The 24,214-nt window shown below is 57.5% G+C and carries 24 protein-coding genes; 11 read left to right on the top strand and 13 right to left on the bottom strand.

Annotated elements, in window-relative coordinates:
• Positions 1-34: 34 nt before the first annotated feature.
• The 5 genes from ACR1XU_RS04130 to cobA all read right to left on the bottom strand — a co-directional run bounded on the left by ACR1XU_RS04130 (position 35) and on the right by cobA (position 4,011).
• A complete protein-coding gene (locus ACR1XU_RS04130) occupies positions 35-442 on the bottom strand; it encodes a DUF934 domain-containing protein (RefSeq protein WP_480906440.1) in 408 nt (135 codons plus the stop codon).
• Positions 439-1,200 (bottom strand): phosphoadenylyl-sulfate reductase, encoded by a 762-nt coding sequence (locus ACR1XU_RS04125; RefSeq protein WP_480906438.1) that lies wholly within the window; start codon positions 1,198-1,200, stop codon positions 439-441. Before ACR1XU_RS04125 ends, ACR1XU_RS04130 begins: the two co-directional genes overlap by 4 nt.
• A complete protein-coding gene (locus ACR1XU_RS04120) occupies positions 1,190-2,854 on the bottom strand; it encodes a nitrite/sulfite reductase (protein WP_480906435.1) in 1,665 nt (554 codons plus the stop codon). Before ACR1XU_RS04120 ends, ACR1XU_RS04125 begins: the two co-directional genes overlap by 11 nt.
• A gap of 66 nt (positions 2,855-2,920) precedes the next feature.
• Positions 2,921-3,235, bottom strand: coding sequence for a DUF2849 domain-containing protein (locus ACR1XU_RS04115; RefSeq protein ID WP_170676885.1), 315 nt, complete (start codon positions 3,233-3,235; stop codon positions 2,921-2,923).
• Complete coding sequence (gene cobA, locus ACR1XU_RS04110) at positions 3,235-4,011, bottom strand: uroporphyrinogen-III C-methyltransferase (RefSeq protein ID WP_170676887.1); 777 nt, start codon at positions 4,009-4,011, stop codon at positions 3,235-3,237. Before cobA ends, ACR1XU_RS04115 begins: the two co-directional genes overlap by 1 nt.
• 144 nt (positions 4,012-4,155) lie before the next feature.
• On the opposite strand from cobA, the gene ACR1XU_RS04105 reads away from it, so the two are divergent.
• Entirely contained in the window at positions 4,156-4,635 is a 480-nt protein-coding gene (locus ACR1XU_RS04105; protein ID WP_170616790.1) for an Lrp/AsnC family transcriptional regulator, read from the top strand.
• A 157-nt stretch (positions 4,636-4,792) separates the two neighbouring features.
• Here the strand turns inward: ACR1XU_RS04105 and ACR1XU_RS04100 are convergent, their stop codons facing one another.
• Complete coding sequence (locus tag ACR1XU_RS04100) at positions 4,793-5,968, bottom strand: cytochrome P450 (protein WP_480906430.1); 1,176 nt, start codon at positions 5,966-5,968, stop codon at positions 4,793-4,795.
• A gap of 47 nt (positions 5,969-6,015) precedes the next feature.
• Between ACR1XU_RS04100 and ACR1XU_RS04095 the strand changes: the two genes are divergently transcribed.
• The 6 genes from ACR1XU_RS04095 (at position 6,016) to ACR1XU_RS04070 (ending at position 12,980) form a co-directional block, all read left to right on the top strand.
• On the top strand, positions 6,016-7,749 hold the full coding sequence (locus ACR1XU_RS04095) for a sensor histidine kinase (RefSeq protein ID WP_480811495.1): 1,734 nt from the start codon (positions 6,016-6,018) through the stop codon (positions 7,747-7,749).
• Positions 7,746-8,975 carry a sigma-54-dependent transcriptional regulator gene (locus ACR1XU_RS04090; RefSeq protein ID WP_480906427.1) on the top strand — a complete coding sequence of 410 codons (1,230 nt, stop codon included), beginning with the start codon at positions 7,746-7,748 and terminating at the stop codon, positions 8,973-8,975. The genes ACR1XU_RS04095 and ACR1XU_RS04090 overlap by 4 nt, the downstream gene beginning before the upstream one ends.
• 371 nt (positions 8,976-9,346) lie before the next feature.
• Positions 9,347-10,348 carry a DctP family TRAP transporter solute-binding subunit gene (locus tag ACR1XU_RS04085; protein WP_170616796.1) on the top strand — a complete coding sequence of 334 codons (1,002 nt, stop codon included), beginning with the start codon at positions 9,347-9,349 and terminating at the stop codon, positions 10,346-10,348.
• 112 nt (positions 10,349-10,460) lie between these two features.
• Positions 10,461-11,138, top strand: coding sequence for a TRAP transporter small permease (locus ACR1XU_RS04080; protein ID WP_480523892.1), 678 nt, complete (start codon positions 10,461-10,463; stop codon positions 11,136-11,138).
• Entirely contained in the window at positions 11,138-12,514 is a 1,377-nt protein-coding gene (locus tag ACR1XU_RS04075) for a TRAP transporter large permease (RefSeq protein WP_321253185.1), read from the top strand. The genes ACR1XU_RS04080 and ACR1XU_RS04075 overlap by 1 nt, the downstream gene beginning before the upstream one ends.
• A 154-nt stretch (positions 12,515-12,668) precedes the next feature.
• Positions 12,669-12,980, top strand: a complete 312-nt coding sequence (locus ACR1XU_RS04070) for a DMT family transporter (protein WP_480811496.1) — start codon at positions 12,669-12,671, stop codon at positions 12,978-12,980.
• Here ACR1XU_RS04070 and tpiA read toward each other — a convergent pair whose 3' ends face one another.
• Both tpiA and ACR1XU_RS04060 read right to left on the bottom strand, forming a co-directional pair.
• Positions 12,981-13,730 (bottom strand): triose-phosphate isomerase, encoded by a 750-nt coding sequence (gene tpiA, locus ACR1XU_RS04065; RefSeq protein WP_480906422.1) that lies wholly within the window; start codon positions 13,728-13,730, stop codon positions 12,981-12,983.
• A 196-nt stretch (positions 13,731-13,926) separates the two neighbouring features.
• Positions 13,927-14,292 (bottom strand): HesB/IscA family protein, encoded by a 366-nt coding sequence (locus tag ACR1XU_RS04060; RefSeq protein ID WP_170676907.1) that lies wholly within the window; start codon positions 14,290-14,292, stop codon positions 13,927-13,929.
• A 213-nt stretch (positions 14,293-14,505) separates the two neighbouring features.
• On the opposite strand from ACR1XU_RS04060, the gene ACR1XU_RS04055 reads away from it, so the two are divergent.
• Positions 14,506-14,844, top strand: a complete 339-nt coding sequence (locus ACR1XU_RS04055) for a hypothetical protein (RefSeq protein ID WP_480906419.1) — start codon at positions 14,506-14,508, stop codon at positions 14,842-14,844.
• A gap of 236 nt (positions 14,845-15,080) precedes the next feature.
• Here the strand turns inward: ACR1XU_RS04055 and ACR1XU_RS04050 are convergent, their stop codons facing one another.
• The 3 genes from ACR1XU_RS04050 to ACR1XU_RS04040 all read right to left on the bottom strand — a co-directional run bounded on the left by ACR1XU_RS04050 (position 15,081) and on the right by ACR1XU_RS04040 (position 16,707).
• Entirely contained in the window at positions 15,081-15,443 is a 363-nt protein-coding gene (locus ACR1XU_RS04050) for an SUF system Fe-S cluster assembly protein (protein ID WP_170616812.1), read from the bottom strand.
• A 95-nt stretch (positions 15,444-15,538) separates the two neighbouring features.
• A complete protein-coding gene (locus ACR1XU_RS04045) occupies positions 15,539-15,817 on the bottom strand; it encodes an NfeD family protein (protein ID WP_170616814.1) in 279 nt (92 codons plus the stop codon).
• Positions 15,817-16,707 (bottom strand): SPFH domain-containing protein, encoded by an 891-nt coding sequence (locus ACR1XU_RS04040; RefSeq protein ID WP_170616816.1) that lies wholly within the window; start codon positions 16,705-16,707, stop codon positions 15,817-15,819. The genes ACR1XU_RS04045 and ACR1XU_RS04040 overlap by 1 nt, the downstream gene beginning before the upstream one ends.
• 174 nt (positions 16,708-16,881) lie before the next feature.
• Here ACR1XU_RS04040 and ACR1XU_RS04035 point away from each other — a divergent pair, with 174 nt between their 5' ends.
• The 3 genes from ACR1XU_RS04035 to lon all read left to right on the top strand — a co-directional run bounded on the left by ACR1XU_RS04035 (position 16,882) and on the right by lon (position 21,610).
• Entirely contained in the window at positions 16,882-17,793 is a 912-nt protein-coding gene (locus ACR1XU_RS04035) for a nucleoside hydrolase (RefSeq protein ID WP_480906417.1), read from the top strand.
• A 64-nt stretch (positions 17,794-17,857) separates the two neighbouring features.
• The gene (tgt, locus tag ACR1XU_RS04030; protein ID WP_480906414.1) at positions 17,858-18,988 is read left to right on the top strand and encodes a tRNA guanosine(34) transglycosylase Tgt; all 1,131 of its coding nucleotides are present in this window, start codon (positions 17,858-17,860) and stop codon (positions 18,986-18,988) included.
• A 213-nt stretch (positions 18,989-19,201) separates the two neighbouring features.
• Positions 19,202-21,610, top strand: coding sequence for an endopeptidase La (lon, locus tag ACR1XU_RS04025; RefSeq protein WP_480906412.1), 2,409 nt, complete (start codon positions 19,202-19,204; stop codon positions 21,608-21,610).
• A gap of 98 nt (positions 21,611-21,708) precedes the next feature.
• Here lon and ACR1XU_RS04020 read toward each other — a convergent pair whose 3' ends face one another.
• Positions 21,709-23,295, bottom strand: coding sequence for an APC family permease (locus ACR1XU_RS04020; protein ID WP_480906409.1), 1,587 nt, complete (start codon positions 23,293-23,295; stop codon positions 21,709-21,711).
• A 180-nt stretch (positions 23,296-23,475) separates the two neighbouring features.
• A complete protein-coding gene (locus tag ACR1XU_RS04015) occupies positions 23,476-24,195 on the bottom strand; it encodes a VPLPA-CTERM sorting domain-containing protein (protein ID WP_480906406.1) in 720 nt (239 codons plus the stop codon).
• Positions 24,196-24,214: the final 19 nt, after the last annotated feature.

The following is a 24,214-nucleotide window of genomic DNA, read 5'->3' as shown; positions in this document are numbered from 1 at the left end:
CCCCCTTTCTGTCACAAGCTGGCGATGTGCGGCCTTAACCGCGCAGGCGGGCCTGATAGTTGTTCTCTTTCCAGTTGGCGCGGGCAAGCCACTGATCTTCGGGCTGACGGGTGGCAAGGCCATCATCAATCTCGACCTCGTCAAAGCCACTGCGCCGGGCCATGGCGTATTGGTCTGCCAGAACGTGCCCCTTGGCGCGCAGACGCCCGGCATAGCCTTTCAGTCGCAGGGTGCGGGCGATGGTAAAGCCGCGGCCATCTGCGAAGGACGGGAAATCGACCCGCACCAGTTCGGCTCGGCCAAGGCGATCGTAGATTTCATCCGGGTCGGTGTCTGAACTTACATCCAGGGCAACCACGTCATTGGCGGCATCATCCAGCGAAACAAAGCCGTCGGTCCAATCATCAGGGGAAAATCCCTGATCCGTTACGATTACATTCATTGCTTTTCTCCAACACGCACCATCTTGCCGTCGACAAAATGGATGCCGCATTCTTCCTTGTTCTGATCGCGCCAGCGTCCGGCGCGGGGGTCTTCGCCCTCTTTGATCGGCGAGGTGCAGGGCGCACAGCCGATTGAGGGATATCCTTTTGCCACCAGGGGATGCCGGGGCAGGCGGTTTTCGTCCATGTAGGCGCGCACATCTTCGGGTGCCCAATGTGCCAGCGGGTTGACCTTGATCCGGCCTGTTCCGTCCTCGACCTCGAAAAAGTCGAGCGCGGCGCGGGTGCCGGCCTGAAACCTTTTGCGCCCGGTGATCCAGCCGCAATAGCCCATAAGAGCCTTTTGCAGCGGGAATGTCTTGCGCAGGTTGCAGCACGCATCCGTGTCGCGCCGGCGCAAGGCGCCATAGGGGTCATCGCGCTGGACGTCTTCATCATCCGCCCTGATGATCCGAACGTTTCTCAGGCCAAGACGCTCGCTGACCTCCTGCTGGTATTCAAGCGTTTCGGTGAACAGCATCTGAGTGTCGATGAACAGGACGGGCGTTGCCTTGTCGACAACAGCCGCCATGTGCAGCAACACCACCGATTCCGCCCCAAAGCTTGACACGAGGGCAAGCTCATCGATCTCTTCAATCGCGCCATGCATCACGTCGTGTGCACTGTGGTGGCGGAATCGGGCGTTGAGGTCCTCGACCCGTTCAGTCAGTTCACTTCGGTCTTTACCCAGTTCCGTCTGGATCAGGTCAAGCGGCATTGGCCTGTGCCTCGGGGTAAAGCGCCGCCTTGAACGGCGCCATGCCAACGCGGCGGTATGTTTCCAGGAACGTCTCCTCTGCGCTTTCACGCTGGTTCAAGTAGGTTTCAACGATGCGTTCCACGGCGGGGACGATCTCATCGTAAGCAAAGCCCGGACCAGTGCGATCGCCGATGGCCGCGCTTTCGGTGGCATCACCGCCCAGAGTGATCTGGTAGTTTTCGACGCCGGCACGATCCAAACCCAGGATGCCAATATGACCCACGTGGTGGTGACCACAAGCGTTGATGCAGCCCGAGATCTTGATCTTCAGGTGGCCGATATCATGCTCGAGCTTCAACTCGTCGAAGCGGGTTGCAATCTCTTGCGCAACCGGGATGGAACGAGCCGTCGCCAGCGCACAGTAGTCCATGCCGGGGCAGGCGATGATGTCGCTGATCAGGCCGATATTGGCGGTTGCCAGTTCGTATTGCTTCAGCTTCGCATGGATCGCAGGCAGGTCCGATTTATGGACATGCGGCAGGATCACGTTCTGCTCATGGCTGATGCGCAGCTCGTCATAGGCGAACTCTTCGGCCAGGTCGGCCATCACGCGCATCTGCTCGGCAGTAGCATCACCCGGCGTCTGGCCGTGTTTCTTGATCGAGATCGTGACAATCGCGTGGTCTGCGTTCTTGTGCGACGCGATGTTGGTATCGACCCACGAGCGGAAGACCGGATCGTTGGTGTAGGCGGATTCAAACGACGCAACCGAACCCTCTCGGAAGGCAGGGGCAGCGAAGTGGGTTTTGATTTCGTCCAGCAGCGACATGTCCGCGCCTTTGAACTGCGGGCGAACCTTCAGGAAGCGCTCATTCACCTTGGCACGGATGGCGTCGATGCCATGCTCATGCACGGTGATCTTGATGCGCGCCTTGTATTTGTTGTCGCGGCGGCCGATCTGGTTCCACACGGAAACGGTGGCTTCGAGATAAGCCAGCAGGTCGTCAAAGGCGACGAATTCGGACAGTTCCTTGCCAATCATTGGCGTACGGCCCAGACCGCCACCCACGATGACACGAGCCCCCAGAACGCCGTCACGCTCGACCAGTTGCAGGCCGATGTCATGCGCCTTAATCACGGCGCGGTCGTTTTCCGAGCCGGTGATGGCGATCTTGAACTTACGCGGCATGAACTGGAATTCCGGGTGGTCGGTGGACCACTGACGCAGCAGTTCCGCATAGGGGCGCGGGTCGGCGACCTCATCCGCGGCGGCACCGGCGAAATGGTCGGCGGTCACGTTGCGGATGGTGTTGCCCGAGGTCTGAATGGCGTGCATCCCAACCTCGGCCAGCGCGTCCAGCATATCCGGCACGTCATTCAGTTTCGGCCAGTTGTACTGGATGTTCTGACGGGTGGTGAAGTGGCCATAGCCCTTGTCCCACTTTTCGGCCAGTAGGGCCAGCTGACGCATCTGAGCGCTGTTCAGCGTCCCGTAAGGGATCGCTACGCGCAGCATGTAGGCGTGCAGTTGCAGATACAGGCCGTTCATCAGGCGCAGGGGTTTGAATTCGTCTTCGGTGAGCGAGCCGTCGATGCGACGCTCGACCTGCGCGCGGAACTGCGCGTTGCGTTCTGCCAAAAATGCTGTGTCGAACTCGGAGTAGCGATACATGATTAGCTGTCCTTAGTTGCAGCCCCGAACCTTGGGGCCTTGTAGGGGAGAGTGAGGGGCCAGAGGTCAGGCCCGGGGCTGCGGGGAAGTTTCCTGTTTGCCGTGGGCATAGTTGGACGGACCAGTCCGGCGGAAGTCTTCCCGAAAATGAGTGGGCTCGGGGCCGCGTTTGCCAGCGACCGCGTCGGCCAGATATGCGCCAACGATGGTATTCGCCTGACGTGCGGCATCCAGCAGACGCACCTGTGCGTGAGCTTCGTCAGTAATCAGTTCAGCCTCGGACAGATCGCGTGACCAGCGATCGTCTTCGGTCAGATAAATGACGTCTCCTTCCAGCAGGTCGTTGGCTGTAACCACTTTGGGTGTAAAAGCGCGGGCCATCAGGCAAGCTCCTTGTTGAATTCGGTCAGGGCCTCGGCTGCACGGCGCGGTGCGAGGCCATAAAGGGTCAGTGCGGGGCCGTCCATTGCGGCGGCATGCAGATCGGTGGGCAATTGGTCCAGCGTCGTGGACAGCACCCTTTGGCCTGGGCGCGACGCGTTTTCGACGATGGTGACAGGGGTTGCGCGGTCAGCACCGTGCATGATCAGACGGCCCTGAATGAAACGGGCGGATTTCTTGCCCATATAGATTGCAGCCACGGAACCGGGACGCGCCAGTGCATTCCAGTCGTGGTCGGCAAAACCCTTCATGTCGTGACCCGTCAGGTACCGCACCGAGGAATTGCGACCGCGGCGCGTCAGGCTTTGACCGATGCCAGCAACAGCGGCAGAGGCGGCAGTGATGCCGGGAATGATCTGCCAGGAAACACCTGCAGCCTCGACCGCTTCGATTTCTTCGTCCAGACGCCCGAATACAGTGGGGTCCCCCGACTTCAGACGGACCACACGCTGACCCTTCAGTGCGTAGTCCACCAATAATGCGTCGATGTCTTCCTGTTTCCATGAGGGTCCGAAGCCGGCCTTGCCAACATCGACCAGTTCAGCGGTCTTGCCGGCCAGCGCCAGAATTTCGGGGCTGATCAGGCGGTCATGCAGAACGATATCCGCACGCTCAAACGCGTTCAGCGCCTTAAGCGTCAGCAATTCCGGATCACCCGGACCTGCGCCGACGAAATCGACGTGCCCTGTATCCGTATATGTGTGCGATTGCCGCATCTGAGGATCTCGACCTGTGTTTGACTTGACCCTCAATATAGGAAATATTCCCGGATTAATGCCATATGGGCGAGTAAATAAGAACATACGTTCCAATCAGGCTGAGCTTTGGGACGCTGGTTCCGGAAATGGAAGGAAATTGGAATGTCGGTGCGGATTGATGATACGGATCGGAAAATTCTGGTCGAGCTGCAACGCGACGCCAGTCAGTCACTGGATGAAATCGCTGCAAGGGTCGGCAGTTCCAAGACACCTGTCTGGAACCGAATCCGAAAACTCAAAAGTGCAGGGGTCATTGGTCAACAGACAGTGTTGCTGGATGCCGAGGCACTGGGGTTCGAGGCGACGTTCTTTGTTCTAATCCGGACTTCAGAACATGAGGCGGAGTGGCAGCGTAAGTTTCTAAAGGCGCTGCGGGACCGTCCAGAAGTGCAGGAGGCGCACCGCCTTGCGGGGGACATCGATTACATCCTCAAGGTGCGCGTCAGAAATGCCCGCGCCTATGACGATTTTTATCAGACCCTGATCTCGGAAGTGCGGGTGCACAACGTCACGGCTCTTTTGTCGATGGAAGAGATCAAATCGACGACGATGCTGCCGCTGGGTGCGCTGGTTGTTGGTTAACGAAGTGGGGGGGGGGCGCTGCCCCCGCCGCGCTGGAACGCGTCTCCCCCGGGATATTTGGGGCCAGATGAATAAAGGATCCGATTTCATCTGGCTATAAATATTCCCGCCGGAGGCATAGCGCATTATGCGCTATTCAGTCGGCGTGTGCTGGAACTCAGACGTGAACAAGAAGCCTAGTAAGCCCATGAAAGTGATAGCTGTTCGAATATTCCGGCTGTGCCGACAGTCGTAGTTCTGGCGCCCGCTGAAACAACACCTGGAGTGCGATGCGCATCTCGAGACGGGCCAGCGGGGCGCCGACGCAAAAGTGCAGGCCGCCGCCGAAACTGGTGTTTGTGACAATGGGCCGGGTTGGATCGAAGGTGTTCGGTGCATTCCAGACCGCGGGGTCGCGGTTTGCGGCACCCAGCAACAGCGCAACCTCATCGCCACGGCTGAAGCGGTGATCAAAGATCTCCACATCCTCATAGGCATAACGCGTGAACATGTGCAGTGGGGGATCATATCGCAGAATTTCTTCAACGGCGGCATCGTTATCGTCGGGCGCAAGTGGACGGAATCCGGTTTGCAACAGGGTTTTCACCCCGTTCCCCAGGGAGTGAACCGTGGCCTCGTGCCCGGCGTTCAGCAACAGGATGCAAGTGGCAACCAGTTCGTCGCGGGACAGTTTTTCTCCGTCCTCTTCGGCCGCAATCAGGCGCGTGATCAGATCGTCGCGGGGATCGCTGCGGCGCTGTTCGATGTAGCGGGTCAGAAAATCGGTAAATTCCTGTGCGGCCCGGGCCGCGTTGTCCCCGGTCTGGTGGTTCCGGCTGGCCTGATACATCGCGACCATGTCATGCGACCATCGCAGCAACTGTGGTGACATGTCCTCGGGGACGCCCAGAAGACGGCAAATCGTAATGACCGGTACCTGAGTGCAATAGGCGTCCAGAAGGTCGAACTCTGTCGCGGGGAACCGGTCCATCAGGGTGTGGCAAAGCTGCTCGATCGAAGGCGCCAGGGACGCGATTGAGCGTGTGGTGAAGGCGCGCATGACGAGGGCGCGCAGCCGCGTGTGCCGTGGAGGTTCAGCTTCAAGTAAGGAATGCGCTTCGACATTCAACCACGGCGCCAGATGGGCTGGCCCGGGTTCTTGCAATTCTGCCGGAACCTCTCGGCCAAACCTCCGATCCTTCAGCAGGGCCTGCACAGCGCGATAAGAAACAGCGGCCACTTTGTTGTAGTCGCCCCAATACACAAGGTCGCCGTATTGGCGCGCCTCGTCATAGAATGGGTAGGGGTTCTGCACGAAACCGAGTTCGACCGGCGATTGAAATAGCGTCTTCATGCGGCGCAGACTTGCCATGAGGCGCGTCGAATGCAAGACCCTATGTCATGTATCGAGTCTGGGTGATCCTTGGATTTCTGTTTGTCGTCGGACTGTTGTCTGCCGGGGTCTGGTCCTACGCCTATCGTCAAGCCCTGTCGCAACTGAGCGAAAAGGCCGAGGCAGATCTTGAACTTGCAGCAGACCGGCTGAGCACGCAGATGCAGGTGTATCAGGAGCTGGCGGTCCTGATGGCCGATCATCCAGCCCTGCACGAGTTAGAAACCCCGGCAGACAGGCAGGCGGCCCGGTCCCTGCTGCTGGATGTGTCCGACAAGACAGCTGCAGTGAACATGATGTATTTGGATTCCAACGGGCAGGTTCTGGTCGCGGCCCAGCCGATAAGGCAGCCCGACATGGCCGGATATCCTGCTTTTGAGCGCGCCATGCAGGGGGCCATGGGAAGTGCCCATGGGGCCCTGCCGGAAAGCGGTGATCGGATTTATTCCTATGCGGCTCCGACCTTTGGACCCTCGGGTCAGGTTGAGGGTGCTTTGATGGTTGTCGCGGATGTGCAGGATGTTGAGCAAACCTGGCGCGGCAGCACCGAAGCGGTATTCTTCGTGGATGCGGAAGGCGTTGTCTTCATCTCGAACAGGTCCGATCTATTGTTCTGGCGGCGCGCAGAGGGGCAACAAGGTCTTTCACCGCCGGATGGCGGCACGGTCGATTTCAGCTCGACCCGGGTCGCTGGGCATGAATTGTGGACGCTGAACTGGGGGCGTTATTTGCCCCGTCACGCGCTGCACCTGACGCTTGACCTTCCGGTTATTGATATGACGGCCGAGGTGCTGGTGGACGTAGCACCGGCCCGGCGCTTGGCGGGATTGCAGGCTGCTGCGGTTGCCGCAATCTGTCTGGCCTTTGGGGCGTTGCTTTTTCTGGCAACTGAGCGCAGGCGCACATTGGCCGAGGCAAACACCGTTCTGGAAAGCAAAGTCGCGCGGCGGACCCGTGATCTGACGGATGCAAACCTGGCCTTGCGGCGCGAAGTGTCCGAGCGGATGGAAGCCGAAGCCGCCCTGAAGCGCGCGCAATCTGATCTGGTGCAGGCCGGAAAACTGAGTGCGTTGGGGCAAATGTCAGCGGGTATCAGTCACGAGTTGAACCAGCCGCTTATGGCCATTCAGCAGTTTGCGGATAATGGCGCCGCGTTCATGGAGCGCGGTCGGAGTGAAAAGGCCCGCGAAAACCTGGGGCGTATTTCAGAAATGGCGGCGCGTATGGCCCGTATCATCAAGAACCTGCGCGCCTTCGCCAGAAATGAAAGCGAACCGATGGGAAAGGTGGATCTTGTTCAGGTCATCAATACAGCCGTCGAACTGACCTCGGCACGGTTGCACGCTGAAGGGGTCACAGTGGATTGGCAGCCCGATGTAGAACCGGTCTTCGCCTGGGGTGGTGAGGTTCGGCTTGTTCAGGTTTTCGTCAACCTCATCAACAACGCCGCAGATGCTATGAGCGAACAGGACGATCGATATATTCGCATATGGATCGACACAGATGCGCGAGTTTCCGTGACCGTGCGCGACAACGGTCCGGGAATCGAGGATCCCGAAAAACTGTTTGAACCCTTCTATTCGACCAAGGCCGTTGGTTCGTCCGAGGGTATGGGGCTGGGCCTGTCGATTTCTTATGGGCTGGTTCAGAGTTTCGGCGGCGACATTCGGGGTTACAATTCACAGAGTGGCGCGTGTTTTACCGTCGAGCTGGATTATTACGAGGATGACAAGGCCGCATGATGCACAAAGTCCTACTGGTTGACGACGATGCGGCGGTTCGGGACGCCCTGGCGCAGACGCTGGAACTGGCCGATTACGCTCCGATTCCAGCAGGGTCATTTGTGGCCGCGAAAGACCATATCCAGGCCGAATTTCCCGGTGTCATCATCTCGGACATCCGCATGCCGGGGCGAGACGGGTTTCATCTGCTGAATTACGCGCATGAAATCGACCCCGATCTGCCGGTCATCCTTCTGACCGGAGAGGGCGACATTCCGATGGCGGTGCAGGCCATGGGGCAGGGTGCCTTCGATTTCCTTGAAAAACCCTGTGCCGCTGCCGACCTTCTGGCGGTTCTGAAGAGGGCCATGGAAGCCCGTGCGCAGGTTCTGGAACAGCGCGCATTAAAACGCGAATTGGAACGAGGTGATCCCGCCGCCCGATTGTTGTTCGGACTGTCCCAGCAGGCCGAAGCACTGCGCGAACGGGTCCGCACCGTAGCACCGACCAACGCCGAGGTTCTGGTAACCGGGCCGGCTGGAAGTGGAATATCCAAGGTTGCCGAAGTGGTCCATATGATGTCGCCGCAGGCGCAGGGGCCCTTTGTCAAGCGGCCATCCTCGGGTCTGACCGCGGCGGAGCTGGTGCAGGTCTGTCATGACGCCGCTGGTGGCTCGCTGTTTCTGGATGAAGTGTCGGCAATGCCCGAAGCTACGCAGTATGCCGCGCTTGAGATTGTCGAGCAGGGCGCCGGGGTCCGCATTCTGGCGGGCACCACAGCGGACCTGTCGGCATTGTCTTCGCAGGGCCGTTTTCATGCGGATCTGTTCTATCGCCTTGACGTCATGCGGGTGCGCATCCCCTCGCTGGCAGAGCGTCCCGAGGATATTCCGGTGATCTTTCGCCACTATGTCGCGCAGGCCGCTGAACAGGCGGGGATTGCCGCGCCCGAGATAACCTCGGAACATCTGGCGTCCTTGATGGCCAGCGACTGGCCGGGCAATGCGCGCTCGCTGATGTCCGCTGCGATGCGATTTGTTCTGGGAATGCCCGAAGATGTCGCGCAGGCTGCTGATCTGGGGCTGAGCGAGCAGATGGCGCGTGTCGAACGTTCGCTGCTGATCACCGCCTTGGGTCGGCATAACGGGAAGGCCTCAGAAGCGGCGCGTGCACTGAAGCTGCCGCGAAAGACGTTTTACGACAAATTGGCACGCTACGGCATCCGCCCGGAAGACTATCGGCGGTGACGCGACCGCGCGGCCCAGTTTTACCTAAAAATTCTGCGGTTATGCGCGCTTGGCGGAGTATCCCGCCCCAAGGGAGTTGCTACCGGTGCGAATCTCCGGGTGTTTGATTCGAAACTCGTGAGTCGCCGTAGTGCGGAAATCCGCACAGTGCTCCAAAGGCCTGTGCGGATTTCCGCACATGGCTTCTTGGAGATCCTGAAGTTTCAGGTATTAAGTTCATATAAGTATTTGATAAAAAACAATAAAATATCAAAAAAACAGCTATGAAACAAAAAGTTGTGAGAAGAGATTTGATTCGGTTCACTTCGCGTCATGGGGCGCTGCAAGAGTGCCCGATGAAGGGTTCTAGGAAGTCTGGGAGGACAATACAGATGAAAATCCTGACAACAGCTGCAACCGCACTTGCGCTGACTGTGACGGCTACTGCCGGGATGGCGGCGTGCGAAGATGGCGAAATTGTCGTTAAGTTTGCACACGTGACCAACACCGACAAGCATCCGAAAGGCATCGCTGCTTCGCTGCTGGAACAACGCGTCAACGACGAGATGCAGGGCGTCATGTGCGTGGAGGTCTATCCGAACTCCACGCTCTACAATGACGACAAGGTTCTTGAGGCGATGCTGCAGGGCGACGTTCAATTGGCCGCGCCGTCGCTATCGAAGTTCGAAAAGTTCACCAAACAGTTCCGCCTGTTCGACCTGCCGTTCATGTTCAAGAATATCGACGCCGTGGATGCCTTCCAGGCCTCGGCGGACGGTCAGGCGATGAAAGACAGTATGCAGCGCCGCGGCCTGCAGGGTCTGGCCTTCTGGCACAATGGCATGAAGCAGATGTCGGCGAACAAACCGCTGGTTGACCCATCTGATGCGGATGGCCTGAAGTTCCGGGTTCAGTCCTCGGACGTTCTGGTTGCGCAGATGGAAGCCATCGGTGGCAGCCCGCAGAAGATGGCATTCTCGGAAGTTTACGGCGCGCTGCAGCAGGGCGTGGTGGACGGTCAGGAGAACACCTGGTCGAACATCTACGGCAAGAAGTTCTTCGAGGTGCAGGACGGCATCACCGAAACCAACCACGGTATCATCGATTATCTGGTCGTGACGTCGGTCGACTGGCTGGACAGCCTCGAGCCGGAAGTGCGTGATCAGTTCCTGACCATTCTGAGCGAAGTGACCGAGACCCGGAACAAGGAAGCCTTTGCCGTGAACGAAGCGGCCAAAGCCTCGATCACGGACGCCGGTGGAATTATTCGCGAACTGAACCCTGAACAACGTCAGGCCTGGGTCGATGCAATGAAGCCCGTTTGGGACAAGTTCGCTGACGACGTAGGTCAGGAAAAGATCGACGCCGCTCAGGCAATCAACGCCGGGTTCTGATCCCGGTCCAGGCCGCGCGTCAGGGGACTGGGGAGTTATCGACGCGCAGGCCGGGCGGGCCGAATAGGCCCGCCCCAATCCTTCTCAACAATAAAAATGTGGGGACAGATAGATGTCTGGTGCGAAATCCGGCCATGGCGGGCTGGTCGACCATATCGAAGAAACCCTGATTGCATTGCTCCTGGGCCTGATGACGGCCGTTACATTTGCAAATGTGATCGCGCGTTTCTTCTTTAATTCGAACATATTGTGGGCGCTTGAACTGACAGTGTTCATGTTTGGCTGGCTGGTGTTGCTTGGCGCATCTTATGCGGTAAAGAAACACGCGCATCTGGGGGTCGACGCCATCCTGAATATGCTGGCCCCGGCGCCGCGCCGGATACTGGCGCTGATCGCCGTCGCGTGCTGTCTGGTGTTTTCGCTGCTGCTGTTGAAAGGGTCGTATGACTATTGGGCTGTGTTTGCCGACCTGCCACCCACATCCGGACGCTGGTTCCCGACAGGGTTCGATAGCGGAGCGCGCAGCCAGAGTTTCTACGAAGTTGACGATATTCCCATGGTCGCGCCGCTGCGCTTTCTTGAGGGCCTCATCAACTATGGCGAGGAGTACGAGAAGCTTCCCAAGGTGGTGCCGTATCTGGTGTTGCCAGTTTCCATGCTGCTGCTGGTGATCCGCTTTTCGCAAGTCGCAGTGCAGATCTGGCGCGGTGAAACCGATCGTCTGGTCGCCAGCCACGAAGTCGAGGACGAGATCGAAGAAGTCCGGGCTCAGCAAGGAGAGCATGACTGATGGATGTAGTTCTTCTTTTCTCGATGGTCATTGGCCTGCTGCTGATCGGTGTTCCGATCGCGGTGGCACTTGGCCTCAGCTCGACCCTGTTCCTGCTGATCTATTCCGACAGTTCGCTCGCTTCGGTTGCCGGTACGCTGTTTGAGGCGTTCGAGGGGCACTTCACTCTGCTTGCGATCCCGTTCTTTATCCTGGCGTCGTCTTTCATGACGACGGGGGGCGTGGCGCGCCGGATCATTCGCTTTTCGATTGCCTGTGTGGGCCATTTGCCCGGCGGGCTGGCGATTGCGGGCGTTTTTGCCTGTATGTTGTTTGCAGCCTTGTCGGGGTCATCCCCAGCAACGGTGGTCGCAATCGGTTCGATCGTTATCGCAGGAATGCGACAGGTTGGGTATTCCAAAGAATTCGCGGCCGGTGTGATCTGTAACGCAGGAACCCTGGGTATCCTGATCCCGCCTTCGATCGTCATGGTGGTTTATGCAGCGGCAGTCGAGGTTTCGGTCGGCCGTATGTTCCTGGCAGGCGTCATTCCGGGCCTGTTGGCCGGTTTGATGCTGATGGTCGCAATCTATGTGATGGCGAAGGTCAAGAACTTGCCCAAGGGCGACTGGAAAGGCTGGGGCGAGATATTCGCATCAGCGCGTGAAGCTGGTTGGGGCCTGTTCCTGATCGTGATCATCCTGGGCGGCATTTACGGCGGTATCTTCACGCCGACCGAAGCTGCAGCGGTGGCCGCGGTTTATGCGTTCCTGATCGCCTGCTTCGTCTACAAGGACATGGGGCCGCTTAGCAGTGAGGGTGACGCGCAGAATATCTCGCTGTTGAAGAAACCCTATGCACTGGTCACGGCGCTCATTCACCCGGATACCAAGCACACGCTGTTCGAGGCTGGAAAGCTGACCGTCACACTATTGTTCGTGATTGCCAACGCACTGATTCTGAAACATGTGTTGACCGACGAACAGGTGCCGCAGCATATCGCCAGCGCAATGCTGTCTGCGGGCTTGGGGCCGATAACGTTTCTGATTGTGGTCAACGTGATCCTTCTGATCGGTGGTCAGTTCATGGAACCCTCTGGCCTGCTCGTCATCGTTGCGCCGCTGGTGTTCCCGATTGCCATCGAGCTGGGCATCGACCCAATCCATCTGGGCATCATCATGGTGGTGAACATGGAGATTGGAATGATCACGCCACCGGTCGGCCTGAACCTGTTCGTGACCTCGGGCGTTGCGGGAATGCCGATGATGGGTGTCGTGAAGGCCGCGCTGCCATTCCTTGCGGTGCTGTTCGTCTTCCTCATCATGGTGACGTACATTCCGTGGTTGTCGACCTTCCTGCCCAATACCTTCATGGGGCCCGAAATCGTGACCAATTAGACAGCGTCTACATGACAACGCAAAAACCGGGCGGCGCAATCCGCCCGGTTTTGTCTTGAAGAACCGAATTGAGTGATTATCTGCCGCTCAGAGGACGACCTCCCCCAAAATGGGAAATTTTCCGGGACGACCCGGGCAAAACGAGGTCTCTTATATGCCCTGGATCATTCTCTTAACTGCCGGACTGCTTGAAATCGTCTGGGCCTTTGCCATGAAGCAATCGGCCGGTTTTACCCGGTTTTGGCCCACCGCGATTATGGGCGTGTCGATGTTGGGCTCGTTCGCCCTGCTTGCGCTGGCAATGCGGACGCTGCCATTGGGCACAGCTTATGTCGTCTGGACAGGGATTGGCGCCGTTGGCGCGTTTCTGGTCGGTATCCTGTTTTTGGGCGAAGCGGTAACCGCCGCGCGCATTTGCGCGGCGGTTTTGATCGTGGCGGGGATGATCACGATGAAGCTTGCCTGATCAGGCGTTTTCCAGTGCCTCGATGATCCCCGAGAAATCGGCGGCTTTCAGACTTGCGCCGCCAACCAGCGCACCATCGACACTGGAGACGGCGAAAATATCTGCTGCGTTGCTAGGCTTTACCGAACCGCCATAAAGCAACCGGACCGAGCGCCCGACACCTTCGCCAAAGCGGCGCTCCAGTCGGGCGCGGATAAAGTCGTGAACCTCTCCGATCTCGTTCAGAGTGGGAACTTTTCCGGTTCCGATGGCCCAGATCGGCTCGTATGCGACGATGAGGTTCTCACCGGTCGACTGATCCGGAATGGACCCCGACATCTGGCCGCCAATAATATCAAGCGTATTGGCGGCTTCGCGTTGTTCCAGACTTTCACCGACGCAGATAACGGTCTTAAGCCCGACGTCCATCGCGACGCGGGCTTTGGCGCGAATGTCCTCATTCTGTTCGGAATGATCCTCGCGTCGTTCCGAATGCCCCAGAATGACGGTCGTTGCGCCAGCGTCGACCAGCATGTCGGCGCTGATATCGCCGGTGTGGGCGCCGTTCGGGGCCGCGTGGCAATCTTGGCCGCCGATAGTAATGCCGGTTCCCTGCGTGGCCTGCGCGGCACGGTGAACCAGTGTGGCAGGAGGGCAGATCAGAATATCGACAGTTGGGGCAGGGTGGGTGCTGGCCAGCACCTCAAGTTCGCCCAGCGCTTCGCTGGTTCCGTTCATTTTCCAGTTTCCAGCCGCCAGCTTGCGCCGCATCCCTGCACCTCTTCATTTTGACATCATTTCATTTTCGGATAGCACCCTACGCCCCACCTGACAATTCCGCGCAAGGGGTGCTGGACGGTCAAACGCCGGAAATTCCGTATGCGCCAATACATACGGCACACCTGTTCAACAGGTGGTCGGATACCCGGGAACTTTGGGGAGAATGTTGATGTGACGCACAGACGCCTTATCGCTGTTCAGTCAGCGCCTCGTCGAACTTGATCGACTCACCGCAGCCGCATGCATCGACAACATTTGGATTGCGGAACTTGAAGCCGGACTCCAACAGAGTGACCTCGTAGTCGATCTCGGTCCCGAACAGGAACATTTGCGCCATGGGCGCAATCATGACCCGTGCACCGTCCTGTTCGACAACCTCGTCGTTAGGGTCCGCATGATCCACATAGTCCATGGTATATTCCATGCCGGCGCATCCGCCTTTTTTCACGCCGATGCGCAGCCCGGCATGTCCAGCCGAGGCCATCAGACGAGCAATCTGCTCGGCCGCCTTGGGCGTCATGGTTACAGCCTGTTTGCCAGGAATGCCAAACATCAGGGGATCTCCGTCGTCGCGTTGACACTAATTTAGGGCTTTCGATCACCGGGCTCAAGTGAGCGCGGCCTATGATTGCGAAGATTTGCTTTGAAACGGCCGGTATGCGGGCACCGGTCGCCTTGCACCAGCGCAGCTGGCCGGATTAGCCTGATCCGAAGGGGCAACAGATATCCGTCCTTCGGTTCAACAACAATCAAGAGGTTTGCAAATATGGCATCGCGGTCAAAATATCTGAAATTTTATGCGCCGCTGGCGTTGTTGGGGCTGAGTTTTGCCGTTTTGGCTGGCACTGCCTGGGCTGCGTCGGACGGGCCCAGACACCCTGTCAATTGCGCAACCGCTAAAGGCGATCTGCGCGCGATTGCGTCAGAAAAGAAGCATGCCGAAGACAAGCAGTTGGAAAGTGTGGCGGCAATTACGCCTGCGGGCGCATTGCTTGGACTGGTAACCGGCACCGAAGGCAAAAGACTGCAAATGCTGTCCGGAGATTACGTCAAGCAATTGGACGATAGGGCAGCAGAGATCAAATCGACCTGCGGCAATCAGTAAATTGCAGTTTACCCTGAACGATCTGGACCGCCCTCGGGCAAGAGCGGTCCAATATTCGGGCCGGAGATTTAAAGGAGGGCAGGCGATCCAGCAGCCCGTGCGAGCGACAAATGGAATGCACTATTTCGTCGACACACCGATTTGTTGCGCAGGTGTATGAAAGTTTTGCTACAGCCGTGTAACAGTTGGATGACTTTTTGGCGACAACAGATTGTTTTTTGAAGATAATTCTCTGGTCACATAAATCCGAGTTCCAGTCGGGCTTCGTCAGACATCATTTCCATTCCCCAGGGTGGCTCCCAGGTCAGTTCAACGTCGACTTCCTTGATGCCGGCAACAGGCTCAACGGCTTCAACGATCCAGCCCGGCATGTCTCCGGCGACGGGACAGCCCGGTGCGGTCAGGGTCATGATGACTTTGACTGCATTGTCCTCGGCAATCTCGATTGTGTAAATTAGCCCGAGATCATAGATATTCACTGGAATTTCAGGATCATAAACCGTTCGGCATGCCTCGACCACGGCCTCGTACAAGGGGTGTTCGATGGTCGAAGGGGCAATCAGCGGCGTGCCTTCAAACTGTTCACTGGGATGCGTCATTCTTGCCTCGGGTTTGTTACCTGAGAAAATATATAGGGAAAGGCCGGACCAGCGTCCAGTGCGGCAATGGCGCCCGCCTTGGGCGCCACCCCCGTTCAGTCATTGATATCGTGGTTGAACGTTTTGACCTGACCATGGGGCAGCGCGAATATGCGCCGAAGAACCAGCCAAGACACCAGCGACAACACCGCGAAGATCAGCAACAGTATCGGCAGCGAGGGTGTAAGCCCCGGCAAAATCAGCAGGATACCCGTGATTGCGGCACCGATGGCAAAGCCAAGAAAGATGAAACCCGGCAGCACGATTTCAAGGATTCCCAAGGCCAATGCGGCGGCCATCCAGATCCACCAGGTCAGCCAGAAGGGATCTGCCATCATTTTGCTCCTTTCAGCATCTTGAACGCATCACCGAAAGCCTCAAGGGCGTTTGCCGGCACGACGATCGTCTGTTTTCCGGTCCCGTTGCCCAATGCGTTAAGCGATTCGACCTGTTTCAGAGCGACCTGATATTGAGCGGCCTCGATACCGTTGTCCTGAATTGCCTTGGCAACGACACCGGTCGCATAAGCCTCGGCTTCGGCTTGAATACGCCGGGCCTTGGCGGTCTGTTCCGCCGCATAAAGTTCGGCATCTGCCTGCAGTTCAACAGCGCGCTTCATGCCTTCAGCTTCGGTAACCTGAGCCCGGCGCGCGCGTTCGGCATTCAACTGCTGCAGCATGGCGTCACGGGTCGCTTGGTCCAAATTAACGTCCAGAATCTCGGCGCGGGTCACTTCGATCCCCCAGTCATCGACGGCTGTTTCGACACTTTCCTGGATTTGGGAGATCAACTGGGCGCGGTTCGACTGTACTTCATCCAGATCCATTTTGCCGATCTCAGCGCGCACGATACCTGCCACTGTGGTCGCAATCGCACCGTCGACGTCACGGATTCGGTAGACTGTCTTTTCAGGCTCAAGAATGCGGTAGAACACCGATGTATCGATCTGGACCAGAACGTTATCCTTGGTGATCGCATCCTGCGTCGCGTTTGGAAGCTGACGTTCAAGAATGGAAATCTTGTGGCGCGCAACATCCAGGAAAGGAACGATAAAATTGATTCCGGGCCCCAAAACCGAGTGCAGCCGACCGAAGCGTTCAATCACGAACTTTTCGGATTGCGGGACGATCTTAATGCCCTTCAGGATGACGATTACGATTAGCGCCGCCGCCAGCAGGTAAATGATGTTCGATGAAAGCAATCCGATGATCTGATCTTCGGTCATTTCTGTCCTCTTTATTGTGTACTATGGTATACACTTGGGGGTTGAGTCGCCCGATTTCAACTCTGGTATGGACAGATTGGACTCGGATGCAAACCAGTGAAGGCGTCGAAGTTCGAGGGAAAACAACAGATGTGTCCGCTTTGCATCCTGTCATGATTGCGGTATCGGGCGCATATGAAACTGATTATCGACACAGATCCGGGAATCGACGATGCGATGGCCATTGCCTACGCCGCCGCCGCGCCGGAATTTGACCTGATTGGTCTGACAACCATTTTCGGAAACACGCATGTGAATCAGTCCAGCCGTAATGCGCGGTTTTTGCTGCACAAACTCGGCCTTGATGCTGCAGTCGCGGAAGGCGCAGCCTTTCCGCTTGAGACGGACGCACATGTGCCGTCCGACCATGTCCACGGGCCGGAAGGGTTCGGAGACCTGACGGAAATCCCGCAGATCGGCGAAAACCATCACCTGCCAGCGGCGGAATATCTGGTCGAAATGGCACGCGAACACAAAGGCGAACTGGTCGTTTGTGCGGTTGGTCCGTTGACCAACATCGCCGATGCGATGCGCTTGGACCCGGAGTTTTCCCAAAATCTGGGTCGGCTGGTGATCATGGGGGGCGCCGTGTATTGCCCCGGAAACATCACCGCCCACGCAGAAGCCAACATTTACCACGATGCCCGAGCGGCGGATTTCGTTTTTGCGGCCCCCCCGAATACGGTTCTGGTTGGATTGGACGTCACGCTGAAGACCCTTTACCGGGGCGCGGACTTCGATGCGCTAGCCGAAAGTTCCCCAAACATGGGCGTCTTTTTGCGCGACATTTCAAAGTTCTATCTTAAGTTCTATAAGGAAGTCGGTGGGCTGGAAGGATGCGGGTTGCACGACTCGACCGCCGTAATTGCATGCTCTCACGAACCGATGTTCGACACGGTCGAGACAGGCCTGCGCGTGATCGTCGGTGGGGAGGAAAACGGTGCCACGCGGCCGGATCCCTCGCGTCCCGCAATTCGCGTTTGCAGGGATGTCGACGGCGAAGGCGTTGTGGCGTTGTTCACGGAGCGCGTTGTCACTTTGCCCTGACGGGTTGCAAAGGGCAGGCGGATCAGGCAAATCCTGCCCGGTTCAGCGACCCCGAGGCGACACAATGACAGACCGTTTTTCCTTTGACCTAAAGGCCACCGACGGCAAGGCCAGAACCGGTGTGATCCATACCCCGAGGGGTGAGGTTCGCACGCCTGCTTTCATGCCGGTCGGGACAGCCGCGACCGTCAAGGCGATGATGCCGGAAAGCGTGCGCGCGACGGGGGCCGATATCCTGTTGGGCAATACATATCACCTGATGTTGCGCCCCACCGCTGAGCGGATCGATCGCCTGGGCGGATTGCATAAATTCATGAACTGGGAGCGGCCAATTCTGACGGACTCGGGTGGATTTCAGGTCATGTCGCTGGCCGGGCTGCGCAAGCTGACGGAAAAAGGCGTGACCTTCAAATCCCATGTCGACGGATCAAAACATGAACTGACGCCCGAGCGGTCAATGGAAATCCAGCGGCTCTTGGGATCGGACATCGTCATGTGTTTCGATGAGTGCCCAGCGTTGCCAGCCGATCGGGACCGCATCGCAGAATCCATGCGCCTGTCGATGCGATGGGCCGATCGGTCGCGCGAGGCGTTCGGAGACCGTCCTGGCCATGCACTGTTCGGGATCATGCAAGGCGGGCTGGAACGCGACCTGCGCGAGGAAAGCGCCGAGGCATTGAAGAAAATCGGCTTCGAAGGCTATGCCGTCGGCGGTCTGGCCGTGGGCGAGGGGCAGGAAGCCATGTTCGACTGCCTTGAATACGCGCCGGACTATCTTCCCTCGGACAAGCCCCGTTACCTGATGGGGGTTGGCAAGCCTGACGACATCGTGGGTGCCGTCGCACGCGGGATCGACATGATGGATTGTGTGCTGCCGTCGCGGTCTGGGCGAACAGGGCAGGTTTTCACCCGTCGCGGTGTGGTCAACATCAAGAATGCCCGTCACGCGGACGACCCGCGCCCGCTGGATGAGGCCTGCAGCTGCCCGGCCTGTTCAAACTACTCGCGCGCTTACCTTCACCATGTTTTCCGTTCGAACGAGATGATTTCCGGGATGCTGCTGACATGGCACAATCTGCACTATTTTCAAGAGATTATGCAGGGAATGCGAGACGCGATTTCCGAAGGTCGGTTTGCGGCTTGGCAAGGCGACTTTCACGCGCAGCGTGCGGAAGGGGATATTGAGCCTGTTTAGGCGGCAAATCCGGTTGGGTTTCAACAAAATTCGTGGATATGTCAGCGCGACGCCTTGCAGTCGGTAAATCATCCGGTCATTCTGATTGCCGACAAACGGCGATGAGGTTGAAAACAGGCGGTCAGCGCCCCACCTTTATCGTCCAAGACAGGAGATGGCCAATGGTTGCCTTTCTAGGGACCAGTGTCGTCTTGCCAATGATAAGGATTGAGCATGCAAGAGCCTCTGAATTCCTCATACCCCGTACTGCCTTTGCGCGACATCGTGGTTTTTCCGCACATGATCGTGCCGCTGTTCGTGGGGCGGGAAAAATCCGTCCGTGCACTGGAAGAAGTGATGCAGGACGACAAGCAGATATTGCTGTCCAGCCAGATTGATCCGGGTGACGACGATCCCACCATCGAAGGGATTTACCAGTCCGGTGTTCTGGCGAACGTGCTGCAACTGCTGAAGCTGCCCGATGGCACCGTCAAGGTGCTGGTTGAAGGGCAGGCACGCGTGCAGATCACCGAATTCCTCGAAAACGACGATTTCTTCGAAGCTCGTGCGGAGTATCTGACCGAGATACCCGGCGATGTGACCACGACCGAGGCGCTGCTGCGCACCGTTGCGGATGAGTTCGAGCGCTATGCCAAAGTGCGCAAGAACATTCCCGAAGAAGCGCTTGCAGCAGTTGGCGAGACAACTGAGCCCGCCAAGCTGGCTGACCTCGTGTCAGGTCATCTGGGTATTGAAGTCGAGCAAAAGCAGGAGTTGCTGGAAACTCTGTCCGTCAGCGAACGGCTCGAAAAGGTCTACGGCCTGATGCAGGGCGAAATGTCGGTTCTGCAGGTCGAGAAAAAGATCAAGACCCGCGTCAAATCCCAGATGGAGAAGACGCAGCGCGAGTATTATCTGAATGAGCAGATGAAGGCCATTCAGAAGGAACTTGGCGATGGCGAAGACGGCAGCAATGAAGTTGCCGAACTGGAAGCCAAAATCGCCGAGACCAAGCTGTCGAAAGAGGCGCTGGAAAAGGCGGAAGGCGAGCTGAAGAAGCTCAAGAACATGTCGCCGATGTCTGCCGAAGCGACCGTTGTGCGCAACTATCTGGACTGGATCCTGTCGCTGCCGTGGGGCACCAAATCCCGCGTCAAAAAGGATCTGGGCCGGGCGCAGGATATTCTGGATGCCGATCACTATGGGCTTGAGAAGGTCAAGGAACGGATCGTCGAGTATCTCGCGGTGCAGCAGCGTTCGAAGAAGCTGAAAGGTCCGATCCTGTGCCTCGTTGGCCCTCCGGGTGTGGGTAAGACCTCGCTTGGTAAATCCGTTGCTAAAGCCACGGGGCGCGAGTTCATTCGCATCTCGCTGGGTGGCGTACGCGATGAATCCGAAATCCGCGGTCACCGTCGCACCTATATCGGTTCGATGCCCGGCAAGATCATTCAGGCGCTGAAAAAGGCGAAGACCACGAACCCGCTTATCCTGCTCGATGAAATCGACAAGATGGGGCAGGACTTCCGTGGCGACCCGGCTTCGGCAATGCTGGAAGTGTTGGACCCAGAACAGAACAGCACGTTCATGGACCACTATCTTGAGGTGGAATATGATCTGTCGAACGTGATGTTCCTGACCACGTCGAACAGTTACAACATGCCCGGGCCTTTGCTGGACCGGATGGAGATCATCCCGCTGGCCGGCTACACCGAAGAGGAAAAGAGCGAGATCGCCAAACAGCACCTGATCGGCAAACAGGTCAAGAACCATGGTCTGAAAACCAAGGAGTTTGATCTGACCGACGAGGCGCTCCAGAAGATCATTCGCATCTACACCCGTGAAGCCGGGGTGCGGAATCTGGAACGTGAAATCGCCAAGGTGGCGCGGAAATCGCTGACCAAGATCATCAAGAAAGAGGCTGAATCCGTCACGGTGACGCCGGACAATCTTGGTGAATTCCTGGGCGTGCCGAAGTTCCGCTATGGTCTTGCTGAACAGGACGATCAGGTTGGTGTTGTTACCGGTCTGGCTTGGACCTCGGTAGGGGGTGATCTGCTGCATATCGAGGCGCTGAAACTGCCCGGCAAAGGGCGGATGAAGACCACCGGCAAGCTGGGCGATGTGATGAAGGAATCCATCGACGCGGCCTCGTCTTATGTGCGGTCGATTTCACCTCAGATCGGTGTGAAGCCGCCCAAGTTCGACACGTTGGATATTCACGTGCACGTTCCGGATGGGGCCACCCCCAAGGACGGTCCTTCGGCCGGTTTGGCGATGGTTACGTCGATCGTATCGGTCCTGACCGGAATTCCGGTGCGCAAGGACATTGCCATGACGGGCGAGGTGTCGCTTCGCGGGAATGCAATGCCGATTGGCGGTTTGAAAGAAAAGCTGCTAGCTGCCCTGCGGGGAGGCATCAAGACGGTGCTGATCCCGGAAGAGAACGAGAAGGATCTGGCGGACATTCCGGATAACGTAAAGGAAGGCCTTAAGATCATTCCGGTCAAGCATGTCTCGGAAGTTCTGGAACAGGCACTTGTTCGCGCGCCAGATCCCATCGAATGGGACGAAGCGGCCGAGGAAGCAGCGGCAGCCGCCGCCAAGGCACCCGAAAGCACCGGACCGTCGGCGACTGCACATTAAGTTACCGGAAGGCAGGGCCGGGATACTGGCCATCTGAGAGAATATGGAGAAGCCTGCGGCAATTGCGGCGGGCTTTTTCATTTGGGTCACTCGGTTATTCAGAACCCGACAACGGGTTCCTTGGGATCCAGTATTTCTTCTTCGGCGATGTATTCCTGAAACTTTTCAGTGGATAGGGCTGAACGGACGGCAAGACTGAAGATCACGGCGGAAAACAGGATACACAGCAGAATATCCCAACCAAAGGGGATCTGCTTTTGCGCGCCTTCGCCGAATTGCCCAAGGAAAGAGATCAGCCCGATACCGGCAAAATAGGGCGCCAACCACAAGGCTTCGGTCACGTCCATTTCGTCCAGACGGTTGCGGAACCGCAGCAGCAGAAGAACCATTCCAACGATCAATGCAATGCCAAGGCGCCAGACCGTGTCCCAACCGCTCCAGTAGACGACCAATGTGGCAACGGCAAAGGCCGTGACGGCGACCACCTTGACGGCCGGGATGCGGATCGAACGCGGGTGATCGGGCATGAGGTGGCGCAAGCAGACCACGGCGATTGGGCCGACGGCGAATGACAGGACGATGGCCGCTCCGTTCAACGCGATTACAGTGGCGAAAGGGACGGTCAGCAGGAAGAGCGTTCCGATCAGAAAATTCAGCGCCAGTGCCCAAAGCGGCACGCCGAACGAAGACAGCATTTGCAGGCGTTGCGGCAGGAAGCCGTTTTTGGACAACGCCATGGCAATACGCGCGTTCGAGCCAGTGGCCACCAATCCGTTGCCAAAAGGTCCGATCACGGAGCCGATGTTGAGCAGGCTGAGAAACCAGATGATCCCCACGGACATGATTATTCCGTCCAGCGGACCCTGACCGCCAAAGTTCAATTGTGCCCAACCGTTTTCCAGCATTTCGGGATCAAGCGCGCCAATGAATGCAATCTGAAGCCCCAGATACAGCGCTGCGCACAGAACGATGGATAGAACCAGGGCTGCGGGGATGGCGAATTTGGGGTTTCGAACTTCACCGGCCATGTCGACGACGTGGCGAAATCCGATGAAAGAGAATATCACGCCTCCGGTCGACACCGCTGCCATGATGCCCTGTAATCCATAGGGCGCAAAACCACCTGGCTGAGTGAAGTTCTCGGTGTTGAACCGTGTCGCGATCAGCAGGATCGACAGAACGATAGGGATAGCGATTTTGGCCCACGTCAGCGCGGCGTTGACCTGAGTGAAAAATTTCACCCCCAATGCGTTGACCGCGACGAACAGAAGCATGAAAACCAGCGCAACCGCAATGCCAGCCCCGGTCAGATCGCCGGTATCCGCAGCATGCAGCCAGGGCGCATAGGGTGCGAGGTATTTCAACATTGCCTCAACTTCGATTGGTGCGGTGGTGTTATATCCGATCCAGGCTGTCCACCCCATGGCCATCGAGACTATGTTGCCATGCGAAAATTGAGGCACCCGTGCAATTCCACCGGATATCGGCAGCATGGCTGAGATTTCGGCAAATGTTATGGCCAGAACAAACATGGCAACCGCGCCGATGATCCAGGACAGGATGGCCGCAGGACCAGCGTGCTGCACGGCCAACATAGGCCCGAACAGCCAGCCCGAGCCCATAATGCCTCCAACCGAAATGAACGTCAGGCCAACAAGACCAATATCGCGCTTCAATTCAGCCATAGACAATCCTGAAAACAATGCCCGGAAATACCGATCAATTCCGGTCAGGATATGCGGGGGGATCGCGCTGTGACAAGCTTGCTCTCGAGCAACCCTCAATCAGCTCAACTTGTTGGTATTGAGGCAGTTCTGGCGGCACGCGTAAGCCAGCCTTGGTGTCACCGGGCTCCCAGCCAGACTCTAGTAGGCGGTTATTCTACGTCGCCTGATTCCAAACAGCCCAGCTATTGCGCCTATCAGTAGTAGCCCGCTGGCGGGCAGGGGAACGGCTGATACTTTTAGATTGTCCACCCGATAACTGGCACACCAATCGTTACACCAAACCGTGTTGGGTCCGAACGGGTCGTACAAGTCATTCCAATAGGGGCCACTGATCGGGTTGTTCACGGTAAGTATCAACCGATCGATATGAGAGAACCCGCTAGATAACCTAAGCTTCTTTAGTTTCGGTATGACACTGTCCGACGTAAGTTGTGTCTGCGTCGGGCCGATCGACTGCGTAGCCACCGTAGCCCCGTTTCGCACTCCAGTGAAAGTCAGAGTTGCCACCGGCGCAATTCCTGACGTTGCCCACTGGAAGTAGGCTTGGCTGTTATCGTCTGCCGGTCTAGGCCCCGATCCCGACATGAAAATCCGCAATGCGCCCCAAACATCAATAGATTTTGCCGTGAATGTTGTTCCGCTTATGGCTCTGATTGTTGACGTCAGAATGCCACTATCGGAATGCAGGTACAGGTAGTTCCCTCCCAGATAGGTCGTGCTGTAATCGTAGATGAACCCGTTGGACGTCGCAGGTCCACCACCCGCATTGGGATAAACCGGGTTGTGATCGAACGTAACCGTCAAAGCACTGGCTGCATTGGCCAAGCACACGGCTAACGCCGCAAATATATGTTTCATCGCAATACCCTCTATCAAT

The organism is Ruegeria sp. D1(2025) (assembly GCF_056536425.1).
This window is presented reverse-complemented; position numbering and strand designations above follow the sequence as displayed.